This is a genomic window from Virgibacillus kimchii, from assembly GCF_055379185.1.
This window is the reverse complement of the sequence record NZ_AP043951.1, coordinates 1,877,796-1,896,952: the sequence shown is the minus strand read 5'-3', so window position 1 is coordinate 1,896,952 and position 19,157 is coordinate 1,877,796. Positions and strand designations below refer to the sequence as shown.

The following is a 19,157-nucleotide window of genomic DNA, read 5'->3' as shown; positions in this document are numbered from 1 at the left end:
AGTCATAGAATTTTCATCAAAATAAAACCCACTGCATAAAAAAGCCAGCTTCCCTGCAATAAAGCCGGCTTATTCTATCTTTCGCAATGTACTGTAAGAAATATTACAATTTCCCAAGTTCATCAAGCAACTCATCTTCCCCCACCCATAAATGAAAATGTTCTTGTACATAGGCAATCGCTTCACTGTCGTCACCGATGCCAATATACGCTGGTTGTTCTTCGGGAAGTTCTTTTTTGGATAACAGGTAGTCTTTCACGTAAGGATTTTGTTTATCTGCTTCCTTTAATAGCGTCTTCGTTTTATTTGTCATTCCTTTTGTCATGTAATGAATGAGGGCTTGACTGAATTTAAAAGCTGCTGCATTGTCTTTTTCGTATTTATGCATTAATTGCTTTGCTTTTTTAAATTGTTCTTCTTCCATATAAATGAGTAATAGCGTGTACCGAATTCCCTGATTATCGTTCGGATTAAGTTCGAGCATTTCCTCAAATTCACTTGCCGCTTCTTCAACCAATTCCATGTTATGCAATACAGATCCATAAGCAGCTTTGGCCCGCATGAATGGTCGTGTTTCAGGTAATCCCCAGAAATAGCCTTTATTTTCCCGGAAAAATTCCTCCCCCAAATCTTTTTTCCCTGCAATGATGGCTTGATGGATGAGATGATGATATTCCCGAAATGATTTCGCATCATTTGCCAGCAGGAGAAAGGCATCCGGGCTGTTCGGGTGAATTCTCAATGCTTCTTTAATTAGTTTTTCCCTTTTCCTGGCATATTGCGGACCTTTCATTCTCTCTGCCTCTTTCAACTTTTCCCTGGCCTTATAGCGGGGATCATTCGAGGGAGGTGAAGGAATTTCCCCGCTTGATAATATTTGATCCAAAAATGCATTCATTTCTTCCTCTGATTGAAAATCCTGTTCTTGCATGACTTTTTGGATATCGTGTAATATATCTTCCATATTTTCATTTTGACCTATCAAAGTGCCATTTTCTTCCGACGGTTCTTCCATTTCATTCATGATCAATTCCATTTTCTCATCCATGACTGCGTTTATGTTCCGTACGGTTTTTGAGATGGTGCCAGGGTTTGTATCATAATCCTTTGCAAGCTGGTTTTGCGTAATATAATCTTCGCCGCCCCATTTATTGCGCACCAAATATTCGAGGGAAGCGGCATAGGGTCCAATTTTCTTTATGGAAGGATTTTTAAGCTGGCAGTAATAATACCAGAGTAAAACGCCTGCTTCAATCATATCTTCTTCTAACTCGCCCAGCTCATTCATCCTGTTGGAAAAATGGGCTGCCACCATTTCATGTGCAGGGTTGCTCCACTCCAATGCTTTGGCTGGAGGAAGTAAAGTCAGTGCTTCCACTAAAAAATCGGAATAGTATTCTGTCAGATTGCCATCCTGGGCAATGTAAGCCTCAGCTAACTCTATAAGTTTCTCTTTCATCATACTGTCAAATTCAATTGTTTCAAAAAGAAATTGGTGATTATTAGTATAAGGTAGCAGCATGGCAATTAGGATATTCCCCTTGCTCCATTCAGTTTCACCTTCCACGGGAACTTCAAATGTTTCTTCGTTTATGACATCTTGCAATAAGACTTTACCAGGTGATTCTCCAGTAACGGATACAATTTCATATATAGCGGGAGCGCTGTTTGCCCACGCTTCAAATATTTTTTTCGTTCTCGTACGCTTGATTTTGGGGTGCTGTGTTTGAAAAAATGCATCGAAAATTGTTTGATTTGTGCCGGGCATGGTTTCATGGAAAACGATGTATGGAAGCAATCCCGCCATATACGTATCTATTAAATCTTCGTTATCGTATAATTCCGGGAGAGTGTTTTCCATGTAAATATCCTTTATTTCTTTCTCGTAGTTTACAATTGCAAACTCTGCCAGCATTTCCTGGAGATTTTCCAATTCCCTATCGTACAGCACGGGGCTTAATTCAACCACATTTGAAGCTCCGCAACATTTTTTATATTTTTTTCCGCTGCCGCATGGACAAGGATCATTTCGTTTAGGCTTGCTCATCATCATACACTCCGCATTAAGATTTGATAGTTTTAGTATGCAGGATTTCGTTGATTTTCACAAGGGATGGGGCGTCCGCTGTCCCAACTGCTCTTCTTTACCAAGACGAACGAAATTGCGACCTTGATGGTGGAAACAGTAATCTGCGTGGTTTACCCGGTCATATTTTCATTAGCACTCATATAAACTCAAAAACCGCTAATATCAATAGAAAAGAAACGCGGACAGGTGAGCTGCGCCCAGCCCCAGTGTGGGAAAGCTCACCTGTCCCTTTGTTCCAAATTTTTACGGTGGGACGAGCATTTAGCGCAGTCCCAGTTCTTCCAGGATCTCTTGATTATGCTGGCCGAGCAGGGGAGCGGGTTTTGTCAGCTTGCCTGGGGTGGCTGAGAATTTGGCGGGGAAGCCAAGTGTTTTCATATTGCCGCCGATGGGGTGTTGATATTCAAGCACCATATCCCGGCTTTGGATATGTTCATTGGCCAGTGCTTCATCATAGGGTAAAATAGGCCCGGAAGGAATCTGATGTTCTTCCAGCAATGCCAGCCAATAGTCGCTCGTTTCCTGTTGAAATTCAAGTTCAATTTCCTCTTCCAGTGCTTCTCTGTTTTCTGCGCGCAGAATGTTGGTAAGAAAACGGTTGTCCTCGATCCATTCCGGTTTCTTCACGACATGCCGGCAAAACTTCTCCCAAAGTTTTTGATTGCCTGCTCCTACTAAAATATACCCGTCTTTGGTGGCAAATCCCTGATAGGGGGCAGACACCCGGTGAGCTGTTCCGTTTCGGGAGGGAACTTCTCCTTTACCGAAATAGGCAGCAGCTTCCCACACCGTCCAGGCGAGCCCGGCTTCCACAAGGGATACATCAATAAACTGTCCTTCTCCGTTTTTCAGGCGATGAATATAGGCGGATAAAATCGATTGAATGGCTGTCTGGGCAGCAGCAATGTCATGAATGGCTATGCCGGTTTTCACCGGTTTCCCGTCCTTTTCCCCGGTCATATCCATCATGCCGGATAGTCCCTGAGCCATAATGTCAAACCCGCCTTTATTTCTGTACGGGCCTGTCTGCCCATAGCCGGAGATGGAACAATAAATGAGTTTCGGGTTAATCTCTTTTAATGTGTCATAATCAATGCCGAGTTTTTTTACTACACCCGGACGGTAGTTTTCCACGAAAACATCTGCTGTTTCCACTAATTTATATAAAATATCCAGTTGTTCTTTTTCTTTTAGATTCAGCTGCATGCCGCGTTTGTTGCGGTTTACCATCATGTACATATAGCTTTCCTCATCGATATAGGGTCCCATGGTGCGGGTGTCATCTCCGTTGGGGTGCTTCTCTATTTTAATGACATCTGCACCCATGTCTCCGAGTACCATCGTGCAATAAGGTCCCGCCAAAACCTGGGATAGATCAATGACTCTCATGCCTTCCAATGCCTGATTCATTTGTGTATGCTCCTTTCTGTTGCTGTCGATTGCAAAAAAGATGGCAGTCATCTGCCATCATCAATCCCTTACTACACGCACCTGTTTTGCTGTTTGAATGCTTGTTGCTCCCGCCAGTGCGAGGGATACCCGTGTTTCCTGAATGAAGTTGGAAAGTACCTGATCGACGCCTTCCTGGCCTGCTATCGCCAAACCGTAGACATACGGCCGGCCGAGCAGCACAGCATCCGCACCCAATGCCAGGGACTTAACCACATCCGCTCCACGGCGTATGCCACTGTCCAGAATTATTGGAAGCCTGCCGTTTACTTCATTTGCAATTACCGGCAGGGCATCCAGACTGGATAAGACTCCGTCCAATTGGCGTCCGCCATGATTGGAGACAATAATGCCATCAATACCCGCATCGATTGCTTTTTTGGCATCATGCGGGTTAAGAATGCCTTTTAACAAAATAGGCAGCGAAGTTCTCTCTTTCAACGCAGTCACGTCCTGCCAATGTAATGACGGGTGATGTATATTTTGTAAAATTTCCTGGATGACCGTCTCATCCTTTTCATCGGCGACAGAAGCCCGGAAGGCGTCATCCGTGACATAGTTTGCTTTTCCGTAGCCTTCCTTTAATGGAGAGAATTTATTTGTCATATCGGTTTCCCGCCAGCCGAACATGGGTGTATCAATCGTTAAAACAATCGCTTTATATCCGGCTTTTTCCGCCCGTTCCACCATGCTGTAGGATATGTCTTTATGATTGGACCAATAGAGTTGGAACCAGTTCCGGTTTTCCCCGGAAGCAGCAGCGACTTCCTCGATGGAATAGCTGGATACCGTGCTTTGGATAAAAGGTACCTGATGGTTTGCAGCAGCTCTGGCTACCGCAAGATCCCCCTCCGGATGTCCGAGCTTCATCATTCCGACTGGTGCAAGTAAAAATGGATGGGGATAAGTTTCACCAAATAAGTCTACACGCGTATCGAGTTGGGAGACGTCCTGCAAATAGGAAGGCAGGATGGAATATTTTTCAAAAGCAGCTGTGTTTTTGCGCAGGGTTTCCTCCGCTCCTGCACCTGACTGAATATAGCCGAATGCTGCTTCATTTATGCTCTTTTCAGCTGCCTTTTCCAGGTCTTCATAACGAAAGGGAACGGCAGAGGTTGTTGCCATGCTGCCGATCAACGCATCCTTGTTGTTGGTTGTGGACAAATGAATCACTCCTCGTAATGGTTAAACGAATTTCGGTTTTCTTTTTTCCAAAAAGGCCTGGATGCCTTCCTCATAATCCTCCGAGCTGTAAGAGTCAAGAATTACTTTTTCAATTTCTTTTGTTTCCTCATTTTCACCGTCAATAATGGACTGGATGACCTGCTTGATTCCTGCGTTGGCAACAGGAGACTTTTCAAGAATTTGTGCTGCAAATTCCAACCCTTTCTCCTCCAGTTTTTCCGGAGGATGTACTTGATCAATCAAGCCGATTTCATTGCCTTCTTCGACAGAAATCAGTTTGGCTGTATATAAAAGTTCTTTTGTTTTTGCCGGGCCGATCAGATTGTACAACCGCTTGGTGCTGGACAAATTATAAACAATCCCGATGTTTGCGGAAGTAATACCGACTTTGCTGCCGGATGCGGCAAAGCGGAAATCACAGGCATTGGCAAGTTCCAGTCCGCCGCCGATAGCCAGAGAGTGGATAAGGGCAATGGTCGGCCGTGGAAAACGGTATAATTTTTCTATCGCGCCAAGGGCAAAATCGTTGTATGCTTTCGCTTTTTCCGCGTGCCAGCGCACTTCAAGAAATTCCGTAATATCCGCACCGGCAGAGAAGGCGGATTGGTCCACTCCCTTTACAATGAGAAGTTTTACAGTGTCATCTGCTTTCAATTCATCGAGCAGTTTTTCCAGCTGCTGAAACATGGAAAGGGTAAAGGAATTCTTTTTCTCCGGGCGATTGATAATAATGGCAGCGATGGCGCCGTCTTTTTCTACATACAGTTCATGGGACATATGTTCACTCCTCCGTTAATCTTTCTTTAATCTTGCTGCAAGCCTGTTTCCAATGGACTGAACCCCTTGGACTAAAATAATTAAAATAATGACCGTGGCGTACATGACTTCTGCTTCATATCGTAAATGACCATAACGGTAGGCAAGATCCCCGAGACCGCCTGCGCCGACCAGACCGGCCATGGCTGTCGCACCGATCAGGCTGACGGTTGCGATCGTAAGGCCAAGGATAATCGATGGGCGGGCTTCCCTGAGCATTACACTCCAAATAATCTGGCGCTTTTTAATCCCCATCGCTTTATAAGCTTCCACCACACCGCCATCGACTTCGAGCAGTGATGTTTCCATTAATCTCGCTATATATGGGGCCGTATAGAGGACAAGCGGAACAATGGCACCCTGCACGCCAATCGTAGTACCGACAATAAATTTCGTAAAAGGCAAAATGAAAAAGAGTAAAATAATAAATGGAATCGACCGTACAATATTAATAATGAGATTAAGGATCTGGTACACCCATTTATTTTCCAGGGCCTGCCCCGGACGTGTCAGTACGACCAGTATTCCCAGGGGGATACCAATCAACGTTGCCAGCAAAAGAGCGATGCTTACCATTTGAAATGTTTGGATGGTTGCTTCCCATATAATCGGGAACCAATCTTCAATAAATTGATTCATGTCAGTTAGCCTCCACTTCTTCCGTTCGCACGCCTTTTTCCTTTAAAAAGATAATTGCTTCTCTTGTTTTCTCCTGTTCCCCGACAAGGTGAATAACCAGGTTTCCAATGATGCCGTTCTTCAGTTCCATAATATTGGCCGTTAATATATTCGGCTGAACATTAAACCGCTGACTAACCTCTGCCAGGAGCGGTTCTCCCGCATTCTCCCCGACAAAGGTAAGTCGGGAAACTGTCCCCTCCAGCTGTAGCTGCTCAATGAGGGAGGACGATAATTTTCGCTGGGATATCGTATTTAAAAACCGCTTTGTCGTCGGTTCAACAGGATGTGTAAATAAATCAACCGCGGTTCCATCTTCAATAATCCGCCCATCTTCCAGGACGTACACATAATCGCATATCTTTTGAATCACATTCATTTCGTGCGTAATGAGGAGAATCGTAATACCGAGCTCCTGATTTATTTTCAGAAGCAAGTCAAGAATGGAATTGGTCGTTTCCGGATCGAGTGCGCTGGTTGCTTCATCACTTAAAAGAACTTCCGGTTCCTGTGACAAAGCCCTCGCGATGGCGACCCGCTGTTTCTGTCCGCCTGACAATTGGGCGGGATAGGCATCTTTTTTATCGGACAGATCCACAATCTGCAAATATTTATCGACCTTTTCCTGCACTTCCTGTTTACTGTAGCCCAATAGTTTTAGAGGAATAGCCACATTATCAAAAACCGTGGCTGTTTTCAGCAGGTTAAAATGCTGAAAAATCATGCCGACCTTTTGCCGGGTAACCCTAAGCTCCTCATCGGACAGGGCAGTCACTTCTTTTCCGGCGACATGCACTTTCCCGTCTGTTGGCTTCTCCAGTGCATTCACAAGCCGGATCAACGTACTTTTCCCGGCACCACTGTAGCCAATTACACCATGGATCTCTCCCTTGGGAACATGAAGGCTCACCTCATCGACCGCCTTCACGCCACCACTTTTAGAAGAAAAAACTTTAGAAACACCCTCTAACCTTATCATCTCAACATGACATCCTTTCACTGCAACACCGGGACGGTTCTCCAGTTGCAAAATTTACTTCAACGTCTGGCAGTGGCGGGCATGCGGTTGGCAGGACAACGAGCTGTCACTATAGAATAGATGCCCATCCTTTCCACACAATGTGCGGGCTGAATCGCGGGGTGGAGTCGTGAAATGCTGATGTCCGGGAACACCTTCAAGATTCGTAACCCCGCCTCATGCACAGAAGTTAGTGCACATTCCCGCATGCTCGCCACATATTAACATTTACTCATCCCAGCTCGGAATAATAGAACCTTCAAATTCTTCTTCAATAAAATCTCTGACTTCTTCAGATTGGTAGGCATTGATAAAACGTTCCACTGTCGGATCATCTTCGTTCCCCTCGCGAACAACGATGTAATTCACATATGGGGAATTGGTGGATTCCAGTAAAATAGAATCATCCCTCGGGCTCATACCCGCTCCCAGTGCAAAGTTTGTGTTGATGGCCGCCGCGTCCACTTCACTTAATTGATTTGGAATTTGTGCGGCATCCAGTTCGATGAATTCCAGGTTTTTCGGATTTTCCACTACATCGTGAATGGACGCTGTTTCTGCTTTATCTTCATCAAGCTTGATAAATCCTGCTTCCTCCAATATGAAAAGTGCCCGTGATCCATTCGTCGGATCATTCGGCAATCCAAACTGCGCGCCATCCGGCAAGTCTTCAACGCTCTCATACGTATCGGAATAAACCCCCATTGGATTCAAAATAGTTTCCCCGACAGGTACCAGATTAGTGCCATGGTCATCATTAAATGCATCAAGAAACGGTTTGTGCTGATAGCTGTTTACATCCAGATCTCCTTCATCAAGTGAAGTGTTTGGTAAAACATAATCGGAAAATACTTTCAAATCAATTTCCAGTCCGTCTTCCGCGGCTATTTCTGCTGCAACCTCAACGATCTGTTCATGCGGTCCGGCTGTAACCCCGACCACTAGTTTATCTTCATCCACTGCATCGCCCCCATCTGCAGAACCTGTTCCACAAGCACCAAGCAACCCGATAATTAAAATGAGACTAAAAATAAATACTGCTTTCTTCATTTTCCATTCCTCCCAATTTTGTATTTTCTAGTTGATAAATAGAAAAAGCCTCTCTTTTTAAAAGAAAGAGAGGCTTGTAATCCATACAATTTCCTCTCTTATCTTCCAAAACATGACGTTTTGCAGGAATTAGCACCTTTTTATGCCGAACGCATAAAGGTTGCCGAGCTTCATCGGGCCAGTCCCTCAGCTACTCTCGATAAGAGATTTGCTTATTCGTTTATCAAACATAATGTATACAATATATCATAATGGTAATTCCGTCAACCGTTAAATTAAAAAAATCAGGGGAGAATGTGTTGCTAAAGGTGCTCAGCCTGGCAACAACTTTTTGATATTGAAATGATCAGTTAGAGGGGAGGCGCGTTATTCTGTGCCTGAGCGGCAGTATGAGTCTCGTTCATTGTTTGATCGGGTGGTGAAGATTGAAAGTGGATAAAAGTTGAGTAAAGCGATCTTCATAAAGGTGATGAAGAACGAAAATATAAGAAAGTCGAGGGGAAACGATCTTCATCCAGGCGATGAAGGTCAAAAATGTAAGAAAGTCGAGTAAAGTGATCTTCATAAAAGCGATGAAGATCGAAAATGTATAGAAGTCGAGTAAAGCGATCTTCACCTAGGCGATGAAGATCGAAAATGTATAAAAATCGAATAAACCGATGTTCAACCAGACGATGAAGATCAAAAATGTATAGAAGTCGAGGGGAAACGATCTTCAACCAGACGATGAAGATCGAAAATGTATAGAAGTTGAGTAAACCGATCTTCACAAGCGTGATGAAGATCAAAAATGTATAGAAGTTGAGTAAAGCGATCTTCATAAAGGCGATGAAGATCAAAAATGTAAAAAAGTTGAGTAAACCGATCTTCACAAAGGCGATGAAGATCAAAACTATATAAAAATCGAATAAACCGATGTTCACCCAGACGATGAAGATCGAAACTGCAAAAAAATTCGAGGAATCCGATCTTCATATCGTCTGCATCATTGAACGAATGAAAGAACAACCATCTCGTTCACTACCAGATCGACTGTATCAGTAAATAAACGAGAGGAAAACTCCATCCTTCATTGACTTAAAGCATCCCCTGTCCCATCATCTTAAATACACCCTAGATTAACTATCCCCATCAACCGCACCCTCATTTATATTCTTTTACCCCGCACACCAAAGCCATAACCTGCTTTGTCTGCTTCGTTAAAAGTTCCGCGGCGTTTTCCATGCATTCCTCCAGTGTGAGCGGCCTATTCGTAATGGAAAAACAACCGGAAAAACTCTCCAGCAAAGCATCTGCATTCCCACCCAGACTGCCGGAAAGGAGAACAGTCGGCACCCGATGTTTTTTCGCCAATGAAGCAACATATCCCGGGGCTTTTCCATATAGTGTCTGCTCATCACTTTGCCCTTCTCCGGTGAAGACCAGGTCTGCCTTCTCAATGGTTTTCTCCAATTGACTTGCCTCTGCAACCAGTTTGGCGCCTGACATGAGCTCACCACCCAAGGCCAGCAATGCAAATCCAAGTCCGCCGGCCGCGCCCGCGCCTGGTGAATCCATAAATTTCCCCGCAGTTTCCTTCTCTACCAGTTGCCCAAAATGTGCCATGGCTTGATCATACGCTTCCAGCTGCCGGGGAGTTGCTCCTTTTTGCGGTCCGTACACATAGGTGGCTCCGTGCTTTCCGCAAAGTGGATTGTCAACATCAGCCGCCACTTTAATGGAGATATGCTGAATTCGCGGATCCATCCCGGAAAAATCAACTGCCTTCACTCGTTGTAGGTCTTTCCCAAAAAAACCGACATTTTCCCCATTGCTGTCAGTTGCTTTCATTCCCAATGCCTGCAGCATCCCCAGCCCGCCGTCATTCACAGCGCTTCCGCCAAGTCCGATAATGAGTTCCGTGCAGCCTTGGTCCATCGCATCCAGGATAGCTTCTCCGAGTCCAAAAGAGGTGGTGTGATCCGGGTTTCGCTGAGGCGCCGGAACCTGTGTCAGCCCAGCAATGGCTGCACATTCGATAACCGCTGTTTTTCCACCGGTAATGGCATAGGCGGTACTGATTTTAGTCCCCAAAGGTCCGGTTACCTCCAAAGGTATTCGTTTTCCCCCAGATGCCATAAGTAAAGCGTCCACTGTACCTTCACCGCCATCTGCCATTGGTTTCTGCATTACCTCTGCTTCCGGTATTTTTTTATGTATGCCATTTGCCATGCACTGTGCTGCCTCCACAGATGTCAGGCTGCCTTTAAATGAATCAGGTGCGACAACAATTTTCATTGCGTTCTCCTTTCAAAATTTTAAAATGTTATCCATACTATACCGCATAAATGTAATTATTCCTATACTCCTAGATACATAACCGGGACATGCTGAGACATAATAAAATTGAAGAATGACAAGGAGGTTTTTAAAATGGGTGAAATCAGTCAATTTAAGGGCGGGGAAAAAGCACCAAATAACGGAATTTATATTGAAGTAGGCAGGGAAGGCGGTGGAGTGGAAGAGCCGAGGCAAGTGGAAATGTCAAAAGGGGATAAGTTTCCCGAAACCTCAAATAATGACCGTTTTTGGAAGTCCAAACGGAGTCTGTCACGTCCAAGCCCGAACAACAGCAGGCATACATCGAATTAAAAAAGTGGGGGCATGAAAGACAGCATGCCCCCTGGTCCAGCTTATCTTTTTTCAACGACAGCTACCGTACATCTGGAGACACAGATCAGTTTGTTTTCCTCATCTGTAATTTTAATATCCCAAACCATGTTGGTTCTTCCTTTATGCAAAGGAGTGGCAGTGGCGGTCACCACACCATCCCTCTTTCCTCTTACATGATTGGCATTAATTTCTATACCGGCCGGAAAATGTGTTTCCGGATTAATATTTAATGCCGTCCCAATACTGGCAGCTGTTTCGGCAAGGGCAACAGAAGCACCTCCGTGCAAAAGCCCCATTGGCTGAATGGTTTTCGGCCCCACCGGCATTATACAGACAACCCGATCCGGTGTTAATTCTTCATGGGTAATTCCCAGCGCACCTACCAGTGTTTCACTGGAATCGATTCCATTTAACAGACTGGTATACTCCATTATTCTCCCCCTCAAGTATTTTAAAAAGGAGGACCACGATCATCCGCGGTCCACAACCCTAATCAAAAAGATATATTTTTGCTTGTTCTTGTTCCTGATTAATTAAATGAAGTTCCTGCATATGAAAATCCAACGCTGCCAGCTGCAGCACATTTTCAAAATCACTAATATCAGTTTGGGCATCAGGTGAATTGTAGTGAACCTCTGCAATTGCATCATGTACGCTCACATCGATAATTTCGATTCCTTCACTAATCCCGGAGTGGTAAGCGGCACTATCCTGCACGCTTTGCATCTTGTTCACCGTTTCCGCAAAGTCCATTAAATCTCCATCATCATTTGTCATGACTTCCTCAGCTGCAACGCCGCTAATATACCTTCTTGTACCGTCGATGTCACCATATACGTAAAAGCCCCTGCTTTTCGGTGCCTCGACTTCAAGGGTTTCAATTCTGCCTGTTTGTCCAAAGTCAATCCCCGGTTCATCTCCCACATAGAAGTGTAATGTATCAATGCCATACAGCGAACTGATATCATAGAGCATATCCGTAAAATATAACTGCTCTGCGGAAGCCATCGATTTCAGTTGCTCATTTTCCGTAAAATAAAGGGAGGCGGCAGTTCCCTCCGCGGAAATGCGTTCCAGTTCCTCGAGCTTGTCCGTTTCAACACTTTCTTTCAGCGAAGCCATAAATCTGTCTTCCAATGGAAGTTGCTGCTCCGATCGTTGAAATGAGAAAACAATTAACTCTTCATCGGCATCGAAATCCCTGTGCCCATACACTTCATATGAGCCATCGATAATTTCTTCTGTCATGACTGCTTCTTCTTCATTTGCGTCTTCTGAAGCGGATGGTTGTTCCTCTTCACTTTCTGCTTCTTCGGTTTCTGTATTTTCATTCTCTGATGCTTCGTCTTCAGGTTCTTCCTCGACAGCCGTCTCTTCCGTGTCCGTCCCGTTTTCTGTTTCCTCTAACTCCTCATCCGTTTCGGTCTGCCCGCATGCCATAAGTAAAGATAGCATCCCAACGATGATTAGCAGCCAAAATGTTTTCTTCATGTGTAAAGACCCCCTCTTGCAGAATAATGCTTCCTGTCTGAATGACAAATATAAATAAGCCAATCACTATCTACAGTATAACATTGGGAAGCAATATAATCTTGTCAGGGAATATCGAAATGTCTGCTGGCATGCAAATGTGGAGGAGAAAACCGCAGAGAAGCTGGTGGAATTCTATTTGTAAATAGAAAATTATATATGCAAATAAGCAGCTGCCAAAGATAAAATGCGGAAACTGTTAATCTTTGGCAACCTAGAAAAAGATGTCATTAAAAAGCTGCTACTGTAATTTATGGTGCGATTTCCGACGAATAAACTCCTGTACTTCCTGTATGCTAAGACCGATAGACTTTGCCTGTGTAATTAATATGATCCATTCAGGATCCAATTTTTTCATTACCGGAGCATGAACATCAGTCAATATCTGAAGCCTCCTTATATTTCATCATGTATTGTTGTTTTATAATACAACATATATAAGGATTACTTCTGTTAACTACTTAACGAAATCGGATTTTTTATAGCATTTTGATTTACTTGGATCGTTTTCCGGCCGCTACTCCGGATAAATCCTTCTCGTTTCAGCTGGTGGATATTGGTTGATACGGATTCCCTTGTGACACCAAGCATATTTGCTATTTCCTGATGGGATAATGGAATAGGTATCGTTACAAAAGTACATTCTTCCTTTCCGTAGGTGTCTGCCATGGAGAAAAGTAAATGCTTCAACTGTTCTTTCACATTTTCAGTCGCAATGATTTCAAGCATTTTTTCACGTTTTTTCAGCCGGTCGCTTAAAAGCTGCATTGCTTTTGTCAACAGCTCAGGATAGGTCTGAAGTAAGGTGGTAAAATCCTTCTCGGAGATGGAGCAAAGATGCACTTGGGAAAGGGTCTCTGCATAAACCTGCTCGGTCCCCAATGAAAAGAGGCTGATTGATCCGTACGTACTGTAAGGGCCGAGTAAGCTAAGGGTAAAAATGCTCCCATCCTCTTTCATATCATATATTCGGATCGCTCCGGTTTTTACAAAGTAAAGCTTTTTCTCGGCTGAATCTGGTGTTTGGATGATGGAATTCTTCGCGATATTATTATGTACAATCATAGGGGCTATTTTTTTCACTTCATGCAAAGGTAAGAAATCAAAAAAACCAATTTTGGAAAGATACCACATTTTATCTAATGGACAATCTGCAGCCATAGGATCACCTGTCTTAATATAGTTGTTTTAATTTTAGCATTATTTTTAAATGTTTTCTATAGAATTAAGCTATTTTTTTCAAGTTATGCCCCTGCTAAACCAACTCCCGAAACGGATGAAAGGCCAGTCTTACAAACAATACGAGGAAAATCAAGGCGGAAAATATAAATAAAACTGGAATTGGCAGCCACTCTGCCCACAACCCCGCGATAAATAATCCAAGGGGCAATGTCAACTTCATGAACATGGAGGAAGTTCCTGCTACACGTCCGAGCAGATGGTTTGGTGTAAACTCCTGTCTGATCGTAAAGTAAACGATATTTGAAAGTGTTGTTGAAAAGGTTCTTACAGCAAGTGAGATTCCAATCAACCACCATGTTGGAGCGAAAATTAAAGCTGTCATTGCCAGTACATCTATAAAAAGACAAGCTGTAAAAATAATCCCCCTGCCAACATGCTGTCTAATCCGGCTGATGACCAAAGCACCAACCAAACCTCCTATTGCGGAAATGGAAAACATAAGCCCGACCTGGGATTCTGTAGCATGAAGCTGATCGGTAACATAGAAAACAAGGACGCCAATTACCAGACTGGATGCAAAATTAATAAATAAAATGGTGATCGTTGGCACCAACAACGTTTTATTTTGAAAAAGTTCCGCCAGCCCTTCTTTCATTTCATTCTTAAAATTATGCTCTTTTTTTACACGGATCTTTCCATTAGAAGGCAACTGCACAAAATGGATACAAAGAAACATTGCAAATAAGCACACTGTATATATCGTTAAAATGGATGAATAACTAAAAACAGCAAGCAGTATCCCTGCAATACCTGGTCCGGCAGTCTGAATCAATGTACCGACAAAGCTCATTTTTGCATTGGCAGAAGTTAATTGTTGCTTCGGTACTATCTGCGGCAATACAGAGTGGTGTGCATTGCCAAACGTGTAACCGGCAGAAGATAAAATAAAACCCAATAAATATAAATGCCAAAGCTGCAGTTCATGTGAAATAAGAAGCAAAACGATGCCTGAAGCTGAGATTGCCTGGATCAGACTTGTCCACTGCATCATTTTTTTCCGGTTAAAGCGATCAACAAATACACCGGCAATTATCCCCAACAAAATATTTGGAAAAAAATCTATCGCCCGCATCGTACTCATCGCCAGAGCCGATTGACTCATACTGTAAATAAGTAAGGGAATTGCAATAATATACATTTGCATGCCGAAACTGGAAATGGCAGACCCTCCCCAAATCAGCATAAAGTTTCTGTTTTTCCAAAGTATTTGTTCACTGTTGTTTGTTTCATTTACTGCATTTACCGCCATTTACACACACCTCATTTTGAATTGCTGCTGGCTAAAGTGTAGAATAAAAAAAGAGGAAGAAAAAGTGATGATATCATTTATGGAAACTTCACCTTTTTCATGGGAGGAAATCAACGATGAAATATATGGAATACGCACGGATATTGATTAACTCCTTTCATAAAAATCAACAATCGAAAACAACAATTGCCGAACTTGCCAATTTGTTTCATTGTTCGGATAGACATACAAAAACAATCATTCATTATTTGAAAGATAAAAAGTGGGTTAAATGGAAGGTGCAGCAGGGTAGGGGAAAGAAGCCTCAACTTACGCTTCTTTATAGTATGGATGATCTTTTATATGAGGAAGCATTATATAAAGCGAAACTGGAACAGTATCAGGAAGCGTTTCTGATTATTAATCGGTTGGATACTGCCCACCGGGAAAAATTTCAATCAATGTTCCAGCATTCTATGGGAATATCTACAGTAAGGACAGAAGCTGAAACATCGATTGATGTGCTCAGATATCCCTTTTATGATACGGATCTGAATATGGATCCCTTATATTCCAGGTCCAGACATGATTCTCATATGATTAAGCAGATTTTTGACCGGCTGGTTGAATTTAATTCGGAAACCGGTGAGTTGGAACCATGTCTTGCCCATTATTGGGAAAGCATTGATGGTAAACGCTGGATCTTTTATCTTCGTAAAGGTGTCATGTTTCATCACGGAAGAGTGATGACCAGTGAAGATGTAAAATTAACTATCCTCCGATTCTCCAAAAACAGCCCGATAAGACGGAATTTGATGACAATCGAGGTGGTGGATGATACGACTATTGTATTTCATCTTGAAAATAAGGATTATTTATTTCCGGAATTACTGGCGGGGTTGGGAGGGTCCATTGTGCCCATGGAGGTAGTTGAACAGGAAGAGAAAGCATTTCAAACAAAACCGGTAGGAACCGGGCCGTATATGCTGACTGCCTATAATGAAGAGATGATTCGATTGGATATATTCCCTGACTATTATGGTTTTCGCCCCTGGCTGGATCGTATAGAGATAATCATTACGCCTGAGGAAATCTCAAAAAAACAAGACCATCCTTTACTGTTGGATAAGCCGGATACAACCTGGCTGGAAATAAAGGTGCGTGAGGAGGGAGCAGATTATATTACCTTTAATTGCAGAAAGTCAGGTCCTTTACAGGAATGGGAGAATCGACAATGGATAAGTTCGGTTATTGAGCCACGGGAATTTTGCCTCAAAGAGAGGGATGAGACAGTTGCGCACAGTTTTATATCTGAAAAGTCCAGTAAATTATCCGAAAAAAAGAAGCTTAAGGATCCGAAAGGAAATAAATGGGACCTAAAGATTGCCGCACAGCAAATTCGTGCAGGGGTTAATCATGAAAGAGAAGCACTTATATTGCAGAAACAGCTGAAAAGGGCAGATGTTGAAACGACAGTGGATATTGTGGATGTTGAAAATCTCCAAAATCAAAACATAGTAAATCAATATGACCTGGTAGTGGCAGGGATTGCCCTGTCTGAAAACAAGCTGCTGTCTGCAGTTACCAGCATGATTTCCAATCAACTTACCATCTATCGTTCTTTAACAGACGAAATGAGGGAGTCAGTGGATGCGCATATTGCAGCCATTAAAGAAACCCCTGACCCTGAGAAGCAGTGGGCGCTTTATTTTCAACTGGAGGAATTTTTAAAGGGAAACGCCTGTATTTTCTTTTTAAACCACCGAACCCATACGATTTATGAACCGAAGAATAGTGATTATGAAAATATCGCGCTTGACAGTAATGGAAGAGTGGACTACCGCAGGGTGTGGAAGCGAAAAACAGAATGTTATAAATGAAAGTGGATTTGATCATTCAGAATGGCCATGTACTGATAGTGAAAGGAAAATGGGCAGGCTTGCAAAACATGCCAATCCAGGGGGAGAGGGGATATGGAATGCGGATAGTGATATGCTGGAGATCAGGAAGGAGGAGACGCTTTAAGTATTCATTTTGCAGTGTAAGCAGCTTTTAAATTTCCGCTCGATTTTGATAAAATATAATCATTCATGCGTACGCGCAGTGGTAAAGTCAATCATTTTATGCTATTAAATGCAGTAATTTTTATGATATACTTAATATTGCGATAGTTAAGGATTACTCATGGGTGGTCAGCATGCTCCCGAAAGGGGGTGATGCTGTGACAGTTTTTGAAGCTTTAATGATTGCAATTGCTTTTGCAAGTCTCATTTTAGCACTGTCAAATGACCAAAAAAAATAACCCACCCCTGAGTTAGCCACTCGGTGGATTATTTATACACTGCTGCCGGCCCCCTTGAAGGGATCCAGGCTATTGTATGCCGTTAGTGTTGGTAGCACTAGCGGCCTTTTATATTATATGATTTTCTCCTTTAATTATACCCTAAACCACTTCTTTTGAAAACCACATACGTTATATTTTTGCAGATGAAAGCAAAAACCTATTAAAGAAACGCCGGCAGTGAGAGCGAAAAGTTGACTAAGTCAAAGAACGGAGATGAAAAAAGGTTTTCCTGAAATAAGCTAAACAACATTTTTGCGTTCTTATACCCCTTTACGCAGCAGCTTTAGCTTCTCTCTTCCTTCCAAAATAAACGATCAGATAGGCAATCGGGGTATCAATCAACGCAATCAATAACTTAAATACATACTGTGTTGCGATCATGCCGAGTAATACACCGCCCGGAACCGTTCCCCAAAAAGCGATGGTAATAAAAATAGTTGTATCCACAAGCTGGCTCGTCATGGTGGAAAGATTATTCCGCAGCCAAAGCTTGCCTTCCCCATGTTTGGACTTCAGGCGGTGAAATATGGTCACATCCAAGTTTTGGCTTGCAAAATAGGAAAGCAAACTGGCCAGAATGACACGGAAGCTTCCGCCTAAAATTTCTTCAAACTGTAATTGGGATTCAAATACCGGGGCTGGCGGCAGCTGAATGGCAATGAATATAAAAATGAGCGCTGCAATTTGTGTAATAAATCCAGCCTGCACGGTTTTCCTGGCAGCATCTTTTCCGTATAATTCTCCAATCACATCCGTAATCAAATACGTCACAACGTACACTATGACAGCGGCGGGTAAAATAAATCCCCAGATGCTGATGAGTTTGACGGCCAGCACATTCGAAATGATTAAAAGACCGACAAACATGGCACTTAAATAAATATACATTTTTACTTCTCCTCTTCCTTCCAAGTCAGCTGTGTGCTGCACGGTGTAAATACAGACAGAAAAGGATTAAGCAGACCCTCTAAGGTTAGCGATTATCTATTTTTTCCGGATACAGATCATGGTTCATCATCCGATGATCTGCCATTTTTTCAAATTTCGTTCCCGGTTTTCCGTAATTGCAGTACGGATCAATGGAAATGCCGCCACGTGGCGTAAACTTTCCCCACACTTCAATATAGCGCGGATCCATCAATTCAATTAAATCGTTCATAATCGTATTGATGCTGTCTTCATGGAAACCACCGTGATTTCTGAAACTGAACATATATAATTTCAATGATTTGCTTTCTACCATTTTTATGTCCGGGATATAGCTGATATAAATCGTGCCGAAATCAGGCTGCTTTGTCATCGGGCAAAGCGTGGTAAATTCAGGTATGTTGAATTTCACAAAGTAGTCTCTGTCCGGATGCTGGTTTTCAAATGTTTCCAGCACTTCCGGTGTATAGTTAAAATGATATTCCGTGTTCTGGTTGCCAAGTAAGGTAATATCAGTGAGTTCTTCCTCTTTTCTTCCGGCCATTGGTAATCCTCCTTACCATATTTTTCAGGTTTGTGATAGGATGAATCTATCAGAAAATAAAAAAACCATGGCCCTAAGGCACATGGTTATAATCGCATCATCTGTCCTTAGTTTTTTATAGAGGGTTGAAGCTAAGAACCTCTTCTGTCAGTCATTAACAGATATTAAATTCACTTGATCTATTATATAAGGGGGCTGTTGGATTGTCAATGGTTCGCTCGACCTCCAGGGGGAGTGGTTGATCCCGTGAAAAAATCGCTCGATCTCTCATGGAACTCGCTCGACCATCTTCAACTTTCGCTCGAACTCCAGCAAAATCGCTCGACCTCTTCAAAATTCGCTAGAGCCCCTTCAATTTCTCATCCCTTCCCGTATCACATTCATCCCTGCGTTAACTATCTTTTA

The 19,157-nt window shown here is 42.9% G+C and carries 17 protein-coding genes, 1 pseudogene and 2 riboswitches; of the genes and pseudogenes, 2 read left to right on the top strand and 16 right to left on the bottom strand.

All coding sequences use genetic code 11. The features are described from left to right. Nucleotides 1–103 precede the first annotated feature (103 nt). The 9 genes and pseudogenes from ACZ42C_RS09460 to ACZ42C_RS09420 form a co-directional block, all read right to left on the bottom strand. The gene (locus ACZ42C_RS09460) at nucleotides 104–1,969 is read right to left on the bottom strand and encodes a tetratricopeptide repeat protein (RefSeq protein ID WP_461181182.1); all 1,866 of its coding nucleotides are present in this window, start codon (nucleotides 1,967–1,969) and stop codon (nucleotides 104–106) included. Nucleotides 1,970–1,978: 9 nt separating this feature from the next. Further along, nucleotides 1,979–2,047: pseudogene (locus tag ACZ42C_RS09455) on the bottom strand (SEC-C metal-binding domain-containing protein); the annotation flags it as partial. Nucleotides 2,048–2,350: 303 nt separating this feature from the next. Then, a complete protein-coding gene (locus tag ACZ42C_RS09450; RefSeq protein WP_461181147.1) occupies nucleotides 2,351–3,499 on the bottom strand; it encodes a CaiB/BaiF CoA transferase family protein in 1,149 nt (382 codons plus the stop codon). Between the two features lie 60 nt (nucleotides 3,500–3,559). After that, entirely contained in the window at nucleotides 3,560–4,702 is a 1,143-nt protein-coding gene (locus ACZ42C_RS09445; protein ID WP_461181148.1) for an alpha-hydroxy-acid oxidizing protein, read from the bottom strand. 21 nt (nucleotides 4,703–4,723) lie between these two features. Next, entirely contained in the window at nucleotides 4,724–5,500 is a 777-nt protein-coding gene (locus ACZ42C_RS09440) for an enoyl-CoA hydratase/isomerase family protein (RefSeq protein ID WP_461181149.1), read from the bottom strand. Between the two features lie 15 nt (nucleotides 5,501–5,515). Beyond that, a complete protein-coding gene (locus tag ACZ42C_RS09435) occupies nucleotides 5,516–6,178 on the bottom strand; it encodes a methionine ABC transporter permease (protein WP_461181150.1) in 663 nt (220 codons plus the stop codon). 1 nt (nucleotide 6,179) lies between these two features. Next, nucleotides 6,180–7,196, bottom strand: a complete 1,017-nt coding sequence (locus ACZ42C_RS09430) for a methionine ABC transporter ATP-binding protein (protein ID WP_461181151.1) — start codon at nucleotides 7,194–7,196, stop codon at nucleotides 6,180–6,182. A 267-nt stretch (nucleotides 7,197–7,463) separates the two neighbouring features. Then, nucleotides 7,464–8,285: a MetQ/NlpA family ABC transporter substrate-binding protein gene (locus tag ACZ42C_RS09425; RefSeq protein ID WP_461181152.1), complete on the bottom strand. Its 822-nt coding sequence runs from the start codon at nucleotides 8,283–8,285 to the stop codon at nucleotides 7,464–7,466. A gap of 95 nt (nucleotides 8,286–8,380) precedes the next feature. After that, nucleotides 8,381–8,491: riboswitch (SAM riboswitch) on the bottom strand. A 937-nt stretch (nucleotides 8,492–9,428) separates the two neighbouring features. Beyond that, a complete protein-coding gene (locus ACZ42C_RS09420) occupies nucleotides 9,429–10,562 on the bottom strand; it encodes a glycerate kinase (RefSeq protein ID WP_461181153.1) in 1,134 nt (377 codons plus the stop codon). A gap of 135 nt (nucleotides 10,563–10,697) precedes the next feature. Between ACZ42C_RS09420 and ACZ42C_RS09415 the strand changes: the two genes are divergently transcribed. Continuing rightward, nucleotides 10,698–10,916 carry a YjzC family protein gene (locus ACZ42C_RS09415; protein WP_461181154.1) on the top strand — a complete coding sequence of 73 codons (219 nt, stop codon included), beginning with the start codon at nucleotides 10,698–10,700 and terminating at the stop codon, nucleotides 10,914–10,916. 41 nt (nucleotides 10,917–10,957) lie between these two features. On the opposite strand, the gene ACZ42C_RS09410 is transcribed toward ACZ42C_RS09415, so the two are convergent. From ACZ42C_RS09410 to ACZ42C_RS09390, 5 genes are all read right to left on the bottom strand, one after another. Next, entirely contained in the window at nucleotides 10,958–11,368 is a 411-nt protein-coding gene (locus ACZ42C_RS09410) for a PaaI family thioesterase (RefSeq protein WP_461181155.1), read from the bottom strand. 58 nt (nucleotides 11,369–11,426) lie between these two features. Next, complete coding sequence (locus ACZ42C_RS09405; RefSeq protein ID WP_461181156.1) at nucleotides 11,427–12,428, bottom strand: hypothetical protein; 1,002 nt, start codon at nucleotides 12,426–12,428, stop codon at nucleotides 11,427–11,429. A gap of 280 nt (nucleotides 12,429–12,708) precedes the next feature. Next, the gene (locus tag ACZ42C_RS09400; RefSeq protein ID WP_461181157.1) at nucleotides 12,709–12,849 is read right to left on the bottom strand and encodes an anti-repressor SinI family protein; all 141 of its coding nucleotides are present in this window, start codon (nucleotides 12,847–12,849) and stop codon (nucleotides 12,709–12,711) included. A 71-nt stretch (nucleotides 12,850–12,920) separates the two neighbouring features. Further along, on the bottom strand, nucleotides 12,921–13,628 hold the full coding sequence (locus ACZ42C_RS09395) for a Crp/Fnr family transcriptional regulator (protein ID WP_461181158.1): 708 nt from the start codon (nucleotides 13,626–13,628) through the stop codon (nucleotides 12,921–12,923). 94 nt (nucleotides 13,629–13,722) lie between these two features. Further along, nucleotides 13,723–14,958, bottom strand: a complete 1,236-nt coding sequence (locus ACZ42C_RS09390; RefSeq protein ID WP_461181159.1) for an MFS transporter — start codon at nucleotides 14,956–14,958, stop codon at nucleotides 13,723–13,725. A 116-nt stretch (nucleotides 14,959–15,074) separates the two neighbouring features. Here ACZ42C_RS09390 and ACZ42C_RS09385 point away from each other — a divergent pair, with 116 nt between their 5' ends. Beyond that, nucleotides 15,075–16,817, top strand: a complete 1,743-nt coding sequence (locus tag ACZ42C_RS09385; protein ID WP_461181160.1) for an ABC transporter substrate-binding protein — start codon at nucleotides 15,075–15,077, stop codon at nucleotides 16,815–16,817. 734 nt (nucleotides 16,818–17,551) lie between these two features. Here the strand turns inward: ACZ42C_RS09385 and ACZ42C_RS09380 are convergent. Beyond that, a complete protein-coding gene (locus ACZ42C_RS09380) occupies nucleotides 17,552–18,169 on the bottom strand; it encodes a queuosine precursor transporter (RefSeq protein ID WP_461181161.1) in 618 nt (205 codons plus the stop codon). 85 nt (nucleotides 18,170–18,254) lie between these two features. After that, complete coding sequence (queF, locus tag ACZ42C_RS09375; protein WP_461181162.1) at nucleotides 18,255–18,752, bottom strand: preQ(1) synthase; 498 nt, start codon at nucleotides 18,750–18,752, stop codon at nucleotides 18,255–18,257. A gap of 101 nt (nucleotides 18,753–18,853) precedes the next feature. After that, nucleotides 18,854–18,900: riboswitch (PreQ1 riboswitch) on the bottom strand. Between the last annotated feature and the right edge of the window lie 257 nt (nucleotides 18,901–19,157).